The sequence below is a fragment of the Cryomorpha ignava genome, from assembly GCF_010686655.1.
Lineage (GTDB): Bacteria > Bacteroidota > Bacteroidia > Flavobacteriales_D > Cryomorphaceae > Cryomorpha > Cryomorpha ignava.
Genome location: NZ_JAAGVY010000019.1, coordinates 67,819 through 82,045 on the forward strand (window position 1 = coordinate 67,819; position 14,227 = coordinate 82,045).

The 14,227-nt window shown below is 41.0% G+C and carries 15 protein-coding genes; 11 read left to right on the forward strand and 4 right to left on the reverse strand.

The features are described from left to right. Positions 1 to 6 precede the first annotated feature (6 nt). From lpxD to efp, 5 genes are read left to right on the forward strand one after another with little or no spacing between them, the layout of a single operon-like run. Positions 7 to 1,056, forward strand: a complete 1,050-nt coding sequence (lpxD, locus tag G3O08_RS11310) for a UDP-3-O-(3-hydroxymyristoyl)glucosamine N-acyltransferase (protein ID WP_163285483.1) — start codon at positions 7 to 9, stop codon at positions 1,054 to 1,056. After that, positions 1,053 to 2,456, forward strand: coding sequence for a bifunctional UDP-3-O-[3-hydroxymyristoyl] N-acetylglucosamine deacetylase/3-hydroxyacyl-ACP dehydratase (locus tag G3O08_RS11315; protein ID WP_163285484.1), 1,404 nt, complete (start codon positions 1,053 to 1,055; stop codon positions 2,454 to 2,456). Before lpxD ends, G3O08_RS11315 begins: the two co-directional genes overlap by 4 nt. Next, on the forward strand, positions 2,456 to 3,238 hold the full coding sequence (gene lpxA, locus G3O08_RS11320; protein ID WP_163285485.1) for an acyl-ACP--UDP-N-acetylglucosamine O-acyltransferase: 783 nt from the start codon (positions 2,456 to 2,458) through the stop codon (positions 3,236 to 3,238). Before G3O08_RS11315 ends, lpxA begins: the two co-directional genes overlap by 1 nt. After that, complete coding sequence (locus G3O08_RS11325) at positions 3,231 to 3,860, forward strand: ABC transporter ATP-binding protein (protein WP_204336852.1); 630 nt, start codon at positions 3,231 to 3,233, stop codon at positions 3,858 to 3,860. Before lpxA ends, G3O08_RS11325 begins: the two co-directional genes overlap by 8 nt. A 30-nt stretch (positions 3,861 to 3,890) precedes the next feature. Beyond that, positions 3,891 to 4,457 (forward strand): elongation factor P, encoded by a 567-nt coding sequence (efp, locus tag G3O08_RS11330; protein ID WP_163285486.1) that lies wholly within the window; start codon positions 3,891 to 3,893, stop codon positions 4,455 to 4,457. Between the two features lie 87 nt (positions 4,458 to 4,544). Here efp and G3O08_RS11335 read toward each other — a convergent pair whose 3' ends face one another. Next, positions 4,545 to 7,304: a DUF3352 domain-containing protein gene (locus G3O08_RS11335; protein ID WP_163285487.1), complete on the reverse strand. Its 2,760-nt coding sequence runs from the start codon at positions 7,302 to 7,304 to the stop codon at positions 4,545 to 4,547. Positions 7,305 to 7,397: 93 nt separating this feature from the next. After that, positions 7,398 to 8,000 (reverse strand): ribonuclease HII, encoded by a 603-nt coding sequence (locus G3O08_RS11340; protein WP_163285488.1) that lies wholly within the window; start codon positions 7,998 to 8,000, stop codon positions 7,398 to 7,400. Positions 8,001 to 8,098: 98 nt separating this feature from the next. On the opposite strand from G3O08_RS11340, the gene G3O08_RS11345 reads away from it, so the two are divergent. From G3O08_RS11345 to G3O08_RS11365, 5 genes are all read left to right on the forward strand, one after another. After that, positions 8,099 to 9,040, forward strand: a complete 942-nt coding sequence (locus G3O08_RS11345) for a 1-aminocyclopropane-1-carboxylate deaminase/D-cysteine desulfhydrase (protein ID WP_204336853.1) — start codon at positions 8,099 to 8,101, stop codon at positions 9,038 to 9,040. Continuing rightward, complete coding sequence (locus G3O08_RS11350) at positions 8,965 to 10,107, forward strand: glucosaminidase domain-containing protein (protein WP_163285490.1); 1,143 nt, start codon at positions 8,965 to 8,967, stop codon at positions 10,105 to 10,107. The genes G3O08_RS11345 and G3O08_RS11350 overlap by 76 nt, the downstream gene beginning before the upstream one ends. A 157-nt stretch (positions 10,108 to 10,264) precedes the next feature. Continuing rightward, a complete protein-coding gene (locus tag G3O08_RS11355; protein WP_163285491.1) occupies positions 10,265 to 10,501 on the forward strand; it encodes a type II toxin-antitoxin system HicB family antitoxin in 237 nt (78 codons plus the stop codon). 85 nt (positions 10,502 to 10,586) lie between these two features. Continuing rightward, complete coding sequence (locus G3O08_RS11360) at positions 10,587 to 10,721, forward strand: type II toxin-antitoxin system HicA family toxin (RefSeq protein WP_163285492.1); 135 nt, start codon at positions 10,587 to 10,589, stop codon at positions 10,719 to 10,721. A gap of 149 nt (positions 10,722 to 10,870) precedes the next feature. Continuing rightward, positions 10,871 to 12,022, forward strand: a complete 1,152-nt coding sequence (locus G3O08_RS11365) for a glycosyltransferase (RefSeq protein ID WP_163285493.1) — start codon at positions 10,871 to 10,873, stop codon at positions 12,020 to 12,022. 256 nt (positions 12,023 to 12,278) lie between these two features. On the opposite strand, the gene G3O08_RS11370 is transcribed toward G3O08_RS11365, so the two are convergent. Continuing rightward, a complete protein-coding gene (locus tag G3O08_RS11370) occupies positions 12,279 to 12,668 on the reverse strand; it encodes a DUF4783 domain-containing protein (protein WP_163285494.1) in 390 nt (129 codons plus the stop codon). A 99-nt stretch (positions 12,669 to 12,767) separates the two neighbouring features. Here G3O08_RS11370 and rlmH point away from each other — a divergent pair, with 99 nt between their 5' ends. Continuing rightward, positions 12,768 to 13,241, forward strand: a complete 474-nt coding sequence (gene rlmH / locus G3O08_RS11375; RefSeq protein ID WP_163285495.1) for a 23S rRNA (pseudouridine(1915)-N(3))-methyltransferase RlmH — start codon at positions 12,768 to 12,770, stop codon at positions 13,239 to 13,241. Between the two features lie 646 nt (positions 13,242 to 13,887). On the opposite strand, the gene G3O08_RS21870 is transcribed toward rlmH, so the two are convergent. Continuing rightward, positions 13,888 to 14,091, reverse strand: coding sequence for a DUF559 domain-containing protein (locus tag G3O08_RS21870; RefSeq protein ID WP_163285498.1), 204 nt, complete (start codon positions 14,089 to 14,091; stop codon positions 13,888 to 13,890). Between the last annotated feature and the right edge of the window lie 136 nt (positions 14,092 to 14,227).

Below are 14,227 nucleotides of genomic sequence, written 5' to 3' on the forward strand. Positions count from 1 at the left end.
TGGGCGATGAAATTTTCAGCGTCCCAAATAGCACAACTTCTTGAAGGAGAAATTGTTGGTGATCCCGAAGCGGAAGTATCCGGCTTGAGCAAGATTGAAGAAGGCTCGGAAGGAACGCTTTCATTTCTTGCAAACCCAAAGTATGCCAGTCATATTTACACTACCGGCGCCACGCTTGTAATCGTGGGAAAAGATTTTGAACCCGAAAAACCAATTCCCGATACCTGCACTTTAATTAAGGTTAGCGACCCCTATGCAAGCTTTTCAAAACTGCTCGACCTGTATAATCAGATAAAGCACGATAAAAAAGGCGTTGCCGAAACTGCATTTGTAGACAAAACTGCAACCATAGGTGAAGATGTGTATGTAGGTGCAAATGCGGTAATAGACAGTGGAGTAAAAATAGCCGCTAATGCTAAAATTTATCCACAGGCGTATTTAGGTTCGAATGTTACTGTTGGCAAAAACACCATTATTCATCCCGGTGTACGCATTCTTTCTGATTGTGTAATTGGGAATGACTGTGTGATTCATGCCGGCGTAATTATTGGCGGAGATGGTTTTGGCTTTACGCCGAATAGCGAAAACAATTACCAAAAGGTGGCTCAGATAGGCAATGTAATTATTGAAGACCACGTAGAGATTGGCGCAAATACCACTATTGACCGCGCAACACTTGGAAGCACCATTATCCGCAAGGGAGCCAAAATTGATAACCTTATTCAAATTGCTCACAACGTAGAGATCGGCGAAAACACCGTAATTGCTGCTCAAACAGGCATTGCCGGCTCTACCAAAATTGGTAAAAACTGCATGATTGGCGGCCAAGTTGGAATCATAGGACACATTACCATAGCCGATGGCACCATGATTGCTGCGCAAAGCGGAATAGGCGCATCGATTAAAGACAGAGCTATACTTCAGGGATCTCCTGCATTTTCTATCGGAGAATACAAAAAAGCTTATGTCGGATTTAGAAAGTTACCAGAAATAATGAAGCAGATCAATACGCTTCAGGAAGAGCTGGCCGCTTTAAAACGAACTACAGAATTATGAGCATAAAACAGCGTACCCTTGCTGCCCCTATTGAATTGAGCGGTATAGGCCTTCATTCAGGAGAAAAGGTTAAAATAAGCATTCATCCCGCTCCTGAAAACCATGGATACGTTTTTCAACGCGTTGATATGGATGGGCAACCTACTATTAAAGCCGACGTTGATAATGTGGTTTCTACCCAGCGCGGTACCACAATAGCCGAAAATGGAGCGAAGGTTTTTACAACGGAGCATGTACTCGCTGCTATTTACGGTTGCGAGATCGATAATGCGCTGATCAAATTAAACGGGCCTGAAGTTCCGATAATGGACGGGAGCGCAAAACCCTTTGTAGATGCCATTGAAAATGTGGGATACACAGAGCAAGATGCTGATCGAGAATATTTTACGCTAAAGGAAAATCTTTACTATGAAGACGACAAAGGCTATGTAGAAATGCTTGCTGTTCCTACACCTGGTCAAGAATTTCGTGTTACAGTAATGGTAGATTACAACTCGCCTGTACTGGGCACGCAACATGCCTCAATGTACGATATCAGCGAGTTTAAGAAAGAGATTTCGGGCTGCCGTACTTTCGTTTTTCTTCGAGAAATTGAAGAGCTGGCTAAAAATAATTTGATAAAAGGAGGCGATCTTGACAATGCAATCGTACTTGTAGAAAAAGAACGCAGCCAGGAAGAGTATCAGAAAATAGCCAAGCTTTTAGGCAAAGATTACAGCAATTTAAAGGTAGAAGGAATAGGTGTACTAAACACCGTAAAGCTGAAATTTGAAAACGAGCCTGCGCGTCACAAACTTCTCGATATTGTTGGTGATTTAGCTCTTGTAGGCAAATTTTTTCGCGGGCATATACTCGCGGCACGTCCGGGTCATGCGGGCAATACTGCTTTTGGCAAGATTATAAAGCAGCTTATTAAAGATGAGAAAAAGGCGGCTCCCAAATTTGATCTCACCAAAGAGCCGGTTTACGATGTAAATCAAATAATGAATATTTTACCACATAGATATCCATTTTTGATGGTAGATAAAATTATTGAGCTTTCTGAAAACTCAGTTGTTGGTGTGAAAAATGTAACGTTTAACGAGCCATTTTTTCAGGGTCACTTTCCGGGAAACCCTGTAATGCCAGGCGTTTTGCAAGTAGAAGCAATGGCTCAAGTAGGTGGCGTACTCGCGCTGCACAATGTGGAAGACCCTGAATTGTGGAGCACTTATTTTTTGAAAATGGATGCCGTAAAATTCAAACGCAAAGTTGTTCCAGGCGATACCGTAGTGTTTACAATGGAGCTCATTTCACCCATTCGCCGAGGACTTGTGCAAATGAGAGGAAGAGGATATGTTAATGGCCAAGTAGTTTCTGAAGGCGACTTGATGGCTCAAATTGTTAAGGACAAAGCTTAATGGTGGGCAAATTAGTAAGTATTCATCCCGACGCAAAGATTGGTAAAAACGTAACTATCGGGCCGTTTACCACCATTCACGGAGATGTGGAAATTGGTGAAGGCACGGTTATTCATTCTAACGTTACCATTATGGATGGTGCACGGATCGGTAAGAACTGTCAGATTTTTCCGGGTGCCGTTATTTCTGCTATTCCGCAAGATTTGAAATTTGCGGGCGAAATTACCACTGCCGAAATTGGTGACAATACCACCATCCGCGAATGCGTAACCATTAACCGTGGCACCATAGACAGACACACCACCAGAGTAGGAAGCAATTGTCTTTTAATGGCTTACACTCATTTAGGACACGATGTAATAGTAGGTAATCACTGCATCTTGGCCAATGCCGCATCTATTGCTGGCCACGTTACAATACATGATTATGCCATATTGGAGGGAGTAGTTGCTGTGCAGCAATTTCTATCTATCGGCAAGCATGCTTTTGTAGCTGGTGGCTCACTGGTGCGCAAAAATGTGCCGCCTTATGTAAAAGCTGCTCGCGAACCGCTTAGTTATGCCGGAGTTAACGCCATAGGCTTGCGTCGAAGAGGAATGAGCACCGAGACCATAGCGCTGATTGAAAATACGTATCGGATGATTTATATTTCAAACAAAAATGTATCAGTCGGACTTCAGGCAGTAGAATCAGAAATTCCCGATTGTCCTGAAAAAGATGAAATTGTAAATTTCATTAAGTTGTCTGAAAAAGGCATTATTCGCGGCCCCGTTAATGATTGAAATTGAATTAAAAAATGTTGGGAAACGGTTTAACCGCGACTGGATTTTTCGCAATTGGTCGGCCACGCTCAACCCGGAATCTGCCTACGTAGTTTTAGGCGGCAATGGCTCCGGAAAAAGCACTGCCCTCCGGGTGCTGCTGGGATACGCTCCCCAAAGCGAGGGTGAGCTTTTATTTCGCATTGATGGAAAGAAAATTGATCAAAATCAAGTTTACAAACATTTTAGTTTTTGCAGCCCTTACCTTGAATTATACGAAGAGTTGACGCTGGACGAAATGGCTAAATTTCATTTCTCATTAAAGCCGCTGCTTCCGCAAATGGATTTAGCGCATTTTGCTGAATACGTGCATCTTGAGGCCTCGCGAAACAAACCGGTAAAGTATTTTTCATCGGGTATGAAACAACGTCTCCGGCTTGGTTTAGCGCTTTACAGCGATACCAAAGGAGTTTTTTTAGACGAGCCTATTTCAAATCTTGATCGATTTGGAATTGACTGGTACCGCAATGTAGTACAGGAGCTAAGAAAAGATCGATTATTAATTGTAGCTTCGAACAAGCAAACAGATGAATACTTTTTTTGCGATCAAAAAATAAACATTGAGGATTTCAAACACAGGTAATTTTTTAAATTTGACAATAAATATTCAATAATGGCTAATACATCTGACATCAGAAACGGGCTCTGCATTAAATTCAATGGAATGCTCTGCACAATAATTGATTTTCAACACGTAAAACCGGGCAAAGGCCCTGCTTTCGTGCGAACCAAAATGAGAAATATTGAAACCGGAAAAGTTCTCGAAAACACTTTCTCTGCGGGCCACAACATTGATATAGTGCGCATTGAGCATCGTCCGTACCAGTATTTATATGAAGAGGGAATTGGCTATCACTTCATGCACACAGAGACGTATGAGCAGATTTTCATAGATAAAAAACTGGTTGAAAAGCCCGAATTTTTGAGAGAAGAAATGATCTGCACCATTATATATCACGCCGATGAGGAAATTCCGTTGATGGTTGAGCTGCCTTCATTTATTGAAGCCACAGTTACTTATACTGAACCGGGACTGAAGGGCGACACCGCCACAAATACCATGAAACCTGCAACAATAGATACCGGAGCAGAAATTAGAGTTCCTCTTTTTATCGATACCGATGATAAAATAAAAGTAGATACCAGAACGGGGATTTATAGCGAGCGGGTTAAGGAGTAGAGACAAGGGCATGCGCAGTAGAGACAAGGCATGCGCAGTAGAGACAAGGGCATGCGCAGCGCAGTAGAGACAAGGCATGCCTTGTCTCTACTCTATCGCATACGCATAAACAAACCCATCCTTACCGGCAGTAATCAGGTTAAAATAACCATCGCGGTTCATATCACCAATGGCAAATTCTTGTGAGCCATACAGGGGAAAACCGCTGTAAACCTTGCCATTACTGTCGTAAAGCGTAACCTTCTCATTGGCGGGATCTGTAATTCCAAAGCGTACCACATTATCAGGAAAGAGAAAGCTCTGAAGGCTATAATTATCTGATTTTTCAAGGCTGTTATTAAAAATAATATCGCCCTTTAACGAAAAGCCTTCCACTGCATTTGCAGTTAAAATAACGGATTCAAGGCTTCCATCTTTATTCAAGTCCACAAAATCATAATCAAGAATTACCTGATCAGTGAGTTTCACTTTCGTAAAGCGATCATTAAACCCCTGTCTGTAAGCATGTCCATCACTGTCAACATAATACACTCCGGAATCGTCTATTTTTGATTTCAAATCGAATTGATATTGGCCACTCGCCGGCTTTGTCATTTTTTGCTCCACGTTGTGGCGGCTTTCGCCCTGTCGGTTGAGCAAATGAATTTTACCCTTGTCGTTGAAAGCAAAAATATAATCTTTTGATTTGATGCGAATATGCTTGACTTCTGAAACGATATTCCCTTCAGTATCTTTAAAATCCCACCCTTCTATCTGCTTACCATTCACATCATACGAGAGTATTTTCCCTCCCTCTACAGCGATAAAAAAGCGGTAATCGCGGCTATTGTCGTAATCTGCAATGGTTATGCCATTGGTGGCTGGCGATGGAAGTTTTATGGGATAAGACTCTACATTGTTTCCATTTCTATCCAATAAATAAATCGTCTTTTCGGTGCTGAAAAGAATCTGCAGTTTTTCATTTCGATAAACATCCACCTGATTTACATCGCTTAAAATCGGGCCGTCCACTTCCATTTCCCAAAGCAGCTTGCCGGTATTTCCAATCAGGTAAATTCGGTTATTCTCATCCTGAACAAAAATTTCGAGGGCATTGGTATAGTGGTTTTTCAGCAAATATGGCTTTGAACGAACATTTGCCTTAAGCTGTTTTTCCCAAAGCGAATTGGTCTCTTTCTTATATTCGGGATTGTACTTAAAGTAAACATTGTTGTAGTAAAGGTCTTTCTTGTAATAACTTACCTGATAAACGAAGGCCTGAAACTTGCGCAGCAGATCAGTATGACCCGCTAAATCTTTGGCGTACTTCTCACCCAGAATATTCTGATAAATAAGCGGCGACCGGGATAGAGAGCTGTAAATCACAAAATGAGAATTTCCCGAAATCTGATCGCCTAAATCCATAAACCCTTTATCGGCGGCGAGGGTATTCTCTCCATTTTCAGATTCAGAGAGCTTTTGCACTAAATTGCGCAAAGCATTGAGCGATGATGCCATAAGAATAGCATTGTCCATTTTCACAAAATAAGGATCCTCCAGTCCGTCAAACCCTTCGCTTAGAACTTTTCCATAAAATGTTCCTATTTCAAGTTTGTGAATTTCAAAATCTCCAAAAGTTTCTACCTCGGCCGCTTTGTCGAGAATTTCAGAGCGTTGTTTCTCTATTTCGAGCAGCGACTCCCATGCCTTGTCCGGATTATCGGTTTCAAAAACTGCAAAATGGTTTTGCGTATAATTTTCAGAGGCAGGTTCTACAATAAACGATGCAGCCTGACTACCTATCCAACTCAATGCCAACTTATTCATATCGCAATCGCAGAGATCGCTGTATTCTTTACGCTTGCTTTCAATACTGTATTTCCGGTTTGAGCGTGCGTAAATATCTAATTGTCTCTCACGGAATTTCTGGAAGTTTCCAAAACCGAAAAAGGCAAAATACGCTGTATTAGAGGGCATGAACTTCAGTACATTCATTCGTGGAGCATCACCGCTCCGAAAGGCTCCCAACCAGGCATCAGAACTATCTTTTGACATTACAAAACCATTGAGCGAAACAGCGTTAGTCTTAAGATTTAGGTCGAGCGCCGACCAGTCTGCATAAGGTTGAGTAAAAAATGCCTTGTTCTTATTTTCATCCGACGCGTATTGACCAATAATGGTTTTGAGCTGCTTGTAATTAATATAAACCTCGCCTCGCGAATCGCGTCCTCGTGTTTTACGCACATTCAAAAAACCGGTGTTGGTAAGCACAGAAGCATCTTGCTGGAGCGCGCGCACGCCTTCTTCTACCAGGATGGGCGCCATACTCATTACCAGCAAGTCATCTTTTACAAAAAAAGAAATCGATGACTCAAATATTCCGGGTATTATGGAATAGATTTCTACCCCATCGTATGTTCTTTTAGAGATTTCATCTTTTGCTCTAAAAAGCGCTTTTAAACCTTTAATAATTTCATCACCTTCAGTCTCCGATTCAAGCTGAATACTCAAAAGATAATTATAATCTCTCGCTCCCGAAACGTGCACTGAAACGGCCATGGGTTTATCCGAAATATACTTTCTAAAATCTTTTTGACGCGTAAGCAAGCTGTCAATGGCGTGAGCAGCTGCATCGAGTTTAAAATAAAAATCAGTTTCTTTCAGCTCTTCCCACATTATATTGGTTTGGGAAAGGTCGCGCCAAAGCTCTCCGGCTTCGTCGGTCTCAATAATCAGCGCAGCGCTTTGGGGAATTGCTTTCAGCGCGATGGATGGTGCAGCCACGCTGCGATCAAAGGTTCGGTAAAACCCATAAATAGCAGCCGCCACAACGATTAGAAAAATAAGTACCGATAGGATTTTTTTCAAGCGAAAATAGTTTTAGAGATCAAAGATAGAAATGGTAGTAGCGCTTTGTGAAGAAATTCGCTCTCGGTATACACAAACGGGTGTGTACAGCAATTATTGAAGTAGCGCTTCTTTTTTAATTAGAGTAAAACTCATTCTATGGTGGTTGCATGAGCCATGTTCCATAATAGCCGCACGGTGAGCCTTAGTAGGATAACCCTTGTTTTTCAACCAGTTGTAATGTGGAAAATCAGTGTGGAGATTTACCATATACGCATCGCGGTAAGTTTTGGCAAGCACTGAAGCAGCGGCAATTGAGCGCATTTTACTATCGCCTTTTACAATACATTCGTGCTTTATTTCCCCGTAAGGGTTAAATCTATTTCCATCAACGAGAATTAACTCCGGTTTTATGGCAAGTTGATCGAGCGCGCGGTGCATGGCCAGAAAAGCAGCATTCAGAATATTGATCTCGTCTATTTCCGTTTGACTCACAAAACCCACTGCCCAATGTTCAAAATCCTTTTCAATAGCTTGACGCAAAATATCCCTGTTATTTTCGGTAATTAGCTTTGAATCGTTTAGCAAGGGGTGGTTCCAGCCTTTCGGCAAAATTACGGCAGCAGCAACTACTGGCCCGGCGAGGCATCCCCTCCCCGCTTCGTCGCACCCCGCTTCGCAAAGTCCACGTTTAAAATACGATTTTAGCCTCGCCATGCTGCGAAGGTAGTAATTGTGGAAAACCACAACCCTATTACAGGAACGTATTCGAATAATATCACCTTCATTTTTCTGAAGGTTTATAACTTCGCGCCATGTTAGAAAGCCACTTTAATACGCCGTCACCTTTACAGGAAGTTAAATACTCACGTTTGAATAAGCGAAATATTACGCTTTACATTAAACGCGACGATTTGATTCACGATGAAATTTCGGGTAATAAATGGCGAAAATTAAAATTGAATATTGAACAAGCCAAGCACAAGGGTCACGATACCCTCTTAACGTTTGGCGGGGCTCACAGCAATCATATCGCGGCAACAGCATCGGCGGCAGCACTGTACGGATTAAAATCAATTGGAATAATCCGCGGCGAGGATGCCGACCCAGATAACCACACTTTGAAATTTGCCGCTGAAAAAGGGATGCAGCTGGAATTTGTGAGCAGAACCGACTTCAAAACCTTACAAGACTGGGAATCAAAAGATCGTTTAAAAGAATTGTACGGTTCATTTTATCTCGTACCTCAGGGAGGGGCAAATTACTATGGGGTGCAAGGTTGTATGGATATTATTAAAGAAATTGATCTGGAAGTCGATCGCATTTTTGTGTCTTGCGGTACGGCAACGACACTTAGCGGTATGGCTATTGCCAATGGCGGCAAATCAGAAATTTACGGCGTCTCGGCATTAAAAGGAGGCGGCTTTTTGCTAAAAGAATTAGAAGAGAATATCAGGCAAGTATATAAGGATGCAGAAACAGAACGTTTTATACGCGAGAAAATTCACGTGCTCTTGCCATACCATTTTGGCGGATATGCAAAAATCACACCTGAACTCATTGAATTCATGCGTGCCTTCACCTCAGAAACCAGTATAAAACTCGATCCGGTTTACACCGCAAAAACAGCCTTTGCCATGAGCGAGCTCGCCGGAAAATTAAACGGACTAAAACCCGAAAAATGGGTTTTAATTCACAGTGGTGGACTACAGGGAATACCCGCAATGGAAGAGAAACTGGGACATTCTATTTATTAGAATTGTTGAATTCACAGAATAATGTGAATAAACATACGTTTAAACCCTCTATTGCTCTGAATGTACTGATAAATTTGGGGGTTGAAGCAATTCACCCTGATTTTAAGGCTGTTGATAACATGTTAAGAACCACATTAATTATACTTTTTGCCCTAACAGGTCTGTTTCAGAGCGCACTGGGAAATGGTGATCCAAAGCGGGTATCCAGATCAGAGTATATTAGCCTTTGGAAAGATGAAGCCATCTTGCAAATGCGCGAACATGGAATCCCCGCAAGCATCACTTTAGCTCAGGCCATTTTAGAGAGTGGAGATGGAAATAGCGAACTTGCACGCAAAGGAAATAATCACTTCGGGATTAAATGCCATGATTGGACGGGGAAGAAAGTTTATCACGATGATGACAAGCGACACGAATGTTTTAGAAAATACGACACTGCCCACCAGAGTTTTGAAGATCACAGCCTGTTTCTAAAAAGAAGCCGTTACGCTTTCTTATATGATTATAAAGTAACCGATTATGAAGCCTGGGCCAAGGGTCTTAAAAAAGCAGGTTACGCTACAAATCCAAAATACCCCGACTTGCTGATACGCATTATCGAAGAGAACAACCTTACCCAATACGACAAGCAAGGGTTGAGCAAAAATTACAACCCCAGCAAACCCAATAAGCCGGCGAGCAAAACCACCAAAGAAGGCGATGCCATTGTAATCACGATAGATCGTGGGAAAAACATTTTTGTAAGCGATAACAAGATTAAATATATCGTAACCGAATCTGCAACAACCCCAGCCCAGCTGGCTGAAGAAATGGATATGGGAAAATGGCAAATTTCGCGGTACAACGATTTGGATAAACGCTCAAAAATTGACGAAGGCACTCGAATCTACATTCAGCCGAAGAGAAATAAATCCAAACAACACAGTAGTCATACAGTGGCCACAGGCGAAACGCTTCATACCATTTCGCAGCATTATGGTGTAAAAGAGAAGAAGATTTTAAAATTCTCTGACTTGCCAAAAGGTCATAAGGTAAAGCCTGGTGAGGTGCTTAAACTTAGAAGATGATTTCAGAATACAGATTTAGACATCTGATTTAAATAGTTTTGAAGATCACACTTTCATTAATCCCACGTTTTAGAGTATTTTAAACTGTCCATTTAAGATTCAGAACAAAAGCTTATCTTCGTAAGTAGTTTGAAACTAGACTAAAAATCATTTTATAATGGACACAAAGAAAACATCGAAAACACTTCATCTTCCGGTTTTAATAGAAACCGATGAGGATGGTGTCTATATCGTAAGTTGCCCTGTATTCAAAGGCTGTCACAGTTATGCGAAAACTGTTAATGAAGCTATGGACAATATTAAAGATGTAATTGAAATGTGCCTTGCGGAAGAGAGACCTGAAAATCTAAATAATTTTGTTGGCTTTAGAGAAGTGCAAATTCTGGCGTCATAATGTCAGGACTACCCTTAATATCGGGAACAGACCTTGTAAAAGCTTTAGTTAAAAACGGGTTTGAAAAATTTGTTCGCATTATAGAATGAAACATTCTGACGGGCGAATAACAACTATTCCCGTTCACAAAAATGAAGATTTACCTAAAGGACTTCTCCGAAAAATAATGCGCGAAGACTTAAAAGTGGATATTTCAGAGTTTGAGAATCTTATCAAATAGCTTTTCTTTTTGAAATAAAGTGAAAATTAATTCTCTGTCTTTTATAAAGCAGAAAATTCGCTGACCAAATGCCACTCACTTATAAAAGCTAAATACCCATTTAATTTTATATTTGTCAATTCTATACCAAAACTGGCATCCAAGCTGGCATGAAGCTTTTATTTGTAATTCCGTCAATCACAAATTATTTCACCTTTCTTGAAGGGTTGATAGACGCGCTTACAAAACGAAATCACGAAGTTCACCTGGCCACGTCACGCAAGCATATTGCCCGCATAAGTGAATATAGGCGCGAGATAAAATGCGAAGTGCATGATATAGATTTCCCACGAGCGCTCGATCCTTTAAGGCACTACGCTGCCGCGAAAAAGGTACAAAGCCTGGTTCACGAAATCAAACCCGATATTGTGAACATACATTTTTCGGCGGCTCTTTTTACGGCTATGCTCGGCAAAGACGATAAATGGCCGGTTTCTACAGGAACGATTCACGGATTGGGGTCACCACTGATTAGTGGGTGGCGAAAAGCCATCATTTCTCAAGCCGAAAAATATAGTTCATCACGCGTTGATGAGGTGTATGTGCTTACCGAAGATGATCGGGAATACCTTGCCAAAAGTGCTAAAGGTGCAAATGTAAAAGTGCTCGAATCATTTGGAATTGGCTGTGATTTGGAACGGTTTGATCGTTCAAACGTAAATCTCGGTCAGGTAGAAGCCATTCGTAAAGAGTTGGGAATCAAAGATGATGATTTCGTCTATATTTTTATCGGCCGGCAAACCAATTTTAAGGGATTTGATAAAGTAGTGCGAGCTTTTCTCGAAACGAAAAAAACACATCCCAAATCTAAATTGCTTCTTGTGGGCGAAAAAGATAGGATACACCCCACTTCTCTCAAACCAAAATTTGAAAAAGCACTTAAAACCGATAAGTCGATTATACGCGTGGGGTGGCGCGAAAATGTACAGGACTACCTCGAACTATCTCACTTAAATGTTTTCCCCTCTGAACGCGAAGGGCTTCCAGTAAACTTAATGGAATCGCTTGCCATGGGTGTGCCTGTGCTTACGGTAAATAGCCGTGGCTGCCGCGATGTAGTGCGCCACAATATTGATGGTGTGGTAATAGACGAAACGAGTATTGAAGCTTTGGCAATAGCCATGCGGCAGCTTCAGGACGATAAACCGAAAATTGAGATCCTTTCTAAGAATGCTTTAGAAGGCCGGGAACGGTTTGATCGAAAGGTTTTTATAGAGAAGCAATTTGAGATTTTTGAACGGCTTACTGGGAAGAGGGTTTAGTTTTTAGTTTTTAGTTCTTGGTGATTGGTTTTTGGTTTAGTTACTTGATACAATTTTTTTGTATTTGAGCTTGGCCTTTGTGCTACGCGCAGTCGCTCGTGTCTCGCGAGGGACGCATACTCCGGCATCTTGCCGGGCATTATAAAATGTTTGTGGTGTCTACAAACTTTAATTTTTTAAAACAAGGATTCGTTTATCCGGGCGAGACGCCCGAGTTAGCCACCCTCGCGGGACGCGAGCGTGTGCGGAAGCGTTCCTACTCTCCGTTTTCGATGCGCAATTGCTTAACTCGAAAGACTTCTCCATCTTTTTTCAAGAAAAAGGTAAGCCGGTATGTACCTGTGGAAGTCACCAAATCGCCGATGTAGTAGTAATCATCAAGCTTAGACTTGCCTTCGTGTTTTACAGTGTAAGTTTTGGTTTTATTTTCATCAAAAAAGCGGGTTAAAATCACTTCGGCCTGTTCCTTGCTGTAAACATCCTCCACATCCTTAACAGTGAGATCTACCGTTTTGGTAAAATACCCACCCAATGCCTTGGCATTTCCTTCTTGAATAGCCTTTGTGATTCCTTGTTTTTCAGAAACTTGACTGTAAGAAAAAAGAGTTACAAGCGAAAAAACAACAAGGATAAAAAATTTCTTCATTTCTTAATTTTTGCGAATAGCTTGCAAATATCAAGCCAGCGAAATCAAATATAGGAAAATTACGACATCAATTTTACTTTGTGATTGTATCTTTCAGCCATGAAAATTGTCATTTGCTGTGTAGGACGTACCGATGTTTCTCATGTTCAGGAATCTATTGATATTTACACCGATCGTTTGAAGCATTATTTACCTGTGGAACTCACAATCATTCCCGAGCAAAAACTATGGAAAAAGCTTTCGCCAGATGCACGCAAAAAGGCCGAAGGTGATGCGATCCTTTCACAATTATTGCCGGGAGACCGATCAGTACTTCTCGATGAAAAAGGTAAGCAATACACCAGCGAAGATTTTGCTGAGTATCTGCAAAAGGAAATGGGAACCGGTGCCAAACGTTTGGTTTTTATCATTGGTGGTGCCTTTGGCTTCAGCACTGAAGTGTATGCTGAAGTTCCAGCTAAAATCTCACTTTCAAAAATGACTTTTTCACATCAAATGATTCGGACGCTTTTGCTCGAACAGGTATATAGAGGGATGACAATTTTGAAAAATGAACCTTATCATAATAGGTAGTAGGTATTGGTATTTATTTTGTTTAAAAATGCCTTTTTCAAGACACTATAACCTGATTATCAATGCCTGCGCAGACCCCCAGCCGCTAAACTAATCTCTTTACACATTTCGACATAGCTCAATACAGCGCATCTTTTTCCAACCTTACTTTTTTCGTCTTATTCTATATATTCGTAAAGTTAGATTGTTAGAATTTTTCCGAAAACATCTATCTCTAAAATAATGTAACATATTGTCTACCAATGCCCACGCTCACCCCCAAACCCCTAAAGGGGCGAGCCTACCGCACATCTTACCGTTCTTCGAAAGACGTTAATTTATTAAAGTCAGGATTTAGTTGCGTTGCATTTATTGTATAAAATCAATCCCTTGATAGATATGTGCGGCAGTACCCTTTAGGGCAAGGGCGCGCGAGGGAGTTGATTACATCCTACGGCTGTGAGACCGCTGCGCTAAGTTGTTAGTTATTTGTAAAGAGAAAATTTCGATTGAATAATTTTCATTCAAGATGTGTATAGAGATTAGGCCCCTTCCATACGGACTCCCAAATGTCGAAAGGTGAGCATCCACCGCACACACGTTTCGACTCCGCTCAATGCACCGCATTATCATTTCATAATTCACACTTAATACGTAATTCGAGTGACTATAATTCAGCTTTAATTATCAATACAACTTCCTTGAAATCGTTCACTACTTGATGGTTGGAAAATCTAATTTCATGAATTCCAACTCCATTTAAATACGCTGTTCTTTCTTTGTCTTTATCTTTTTGATTTTGTTCGCCATGATATTTTCCATCTAAATCAATAGATAATCGTTTTTCATGGCAATAAAATCCAACACATATTTGTTAATAACCTGAGTTCGATTATTAACAACTTGACTGTCAATAACTAACGAAAAATAGTTCTAAAAATAGAAAGGTAAAATACAGTGTTTTTGTATATTTAGATCGTTGAAAAATAAACACTTAACAAAAACAA

What these genes read in the sequence shown, in the direction of transcription:
- G3O08_RS11350 (WP_163285490.1), top strand. Translation starts at nt 8,965, where the DNA reads ATGGGTTTTAATTCACAGTGGTGGACTACAGGGAATACCCGCAATGGA.
- G3O08_RS11355 (WP_163285491.1), top strand. Translation starts at nt 10,265, where the DNA reads ATGGACACAAAGAAAACATCGAAAACACTTCATCTTCCGGTTTTAATA.
- G3O08_RS11370 (WP_163285494.1), bottom strand. Translation starts at nt 12,668, where the DNA reads ATGAAGAAATTTTTTATCCTTGTTGTTTTTTCGCTTGTAACTCTTTTT.
- rlmH (WP_163285495.1), top strand. Translation starts at nt 12,768, where the DNA reads ATGAAAATTGTCATTTGCTGTGTAGGACGTACCGATGTTTCTCATGTT.
- efp (WP_163285486.1), top strand. Translation starts at nt 3,891, where the DNA reads ATGGCTAATACATCTGACATCAGAAACGGGCTCTGCATTAAATTCAAT.
- G3O08_RS11325 (WP_204336852.1), top strand. Translation starts at nt 3,231, where the DNA reads ATGATTGAAATTGAATTAAAAAATGTTGGGAAACGGTTTAACCGCGAC.
- G3O08_RS11340 (WP_163285488.1), bottom strand. Translation starts at nt 8,000, where the DNA reads ATGGCGAGGCTAAAATCGTATTTTAAACGTGGACTTTGCGAAGCGGGG.
- G3O08_RS11345 (WP_204336853.1), top strand. Translation starts at nt 8,099, where the DNA reads ATGTTAGAAAGCCACTTTAATACGCCGTCACCTTTACAGGAAGTTAAA.
- G3O08_RS11315 (WP_163285484.1), top strand. Translation starts at nt 1,053, where the DNA reads ATGAGCATAAAACAGCGTACCCTTGCTGCCCCTATTGAATTGAGCGGT.
- G3O08_RS11360 (WP_163285492.1), top strand. Translation starts at nt 10,587, where the DNA reads ATGAAACATTCTGACGGGCGAATAACAACTATTCCCGTTCACAAAAAT.
- G3O08_RS11365 (WP_163285493.1), top strand. Translation starts at nt 10,871, where the DNA reads ATGAAGCTTTTATTTGTAATTCCGTCAATCACAAATTATTTCACCTTT.
- lpxD (WP_163285483.1), top strand. Translation starts at nt 7, where the DNA reads ATGAAATTTTCAGCGTCCCAAATAGCACAACTTCTTGAAGGAGAAATT.
- lpxA (WP_163285485.1), top strand. Translation starts at nt 2,456, where the DNA reads ATGGTGGGCAAATTAGTAAGTATTCATCCCGACGCAAAGATTGGTAAA.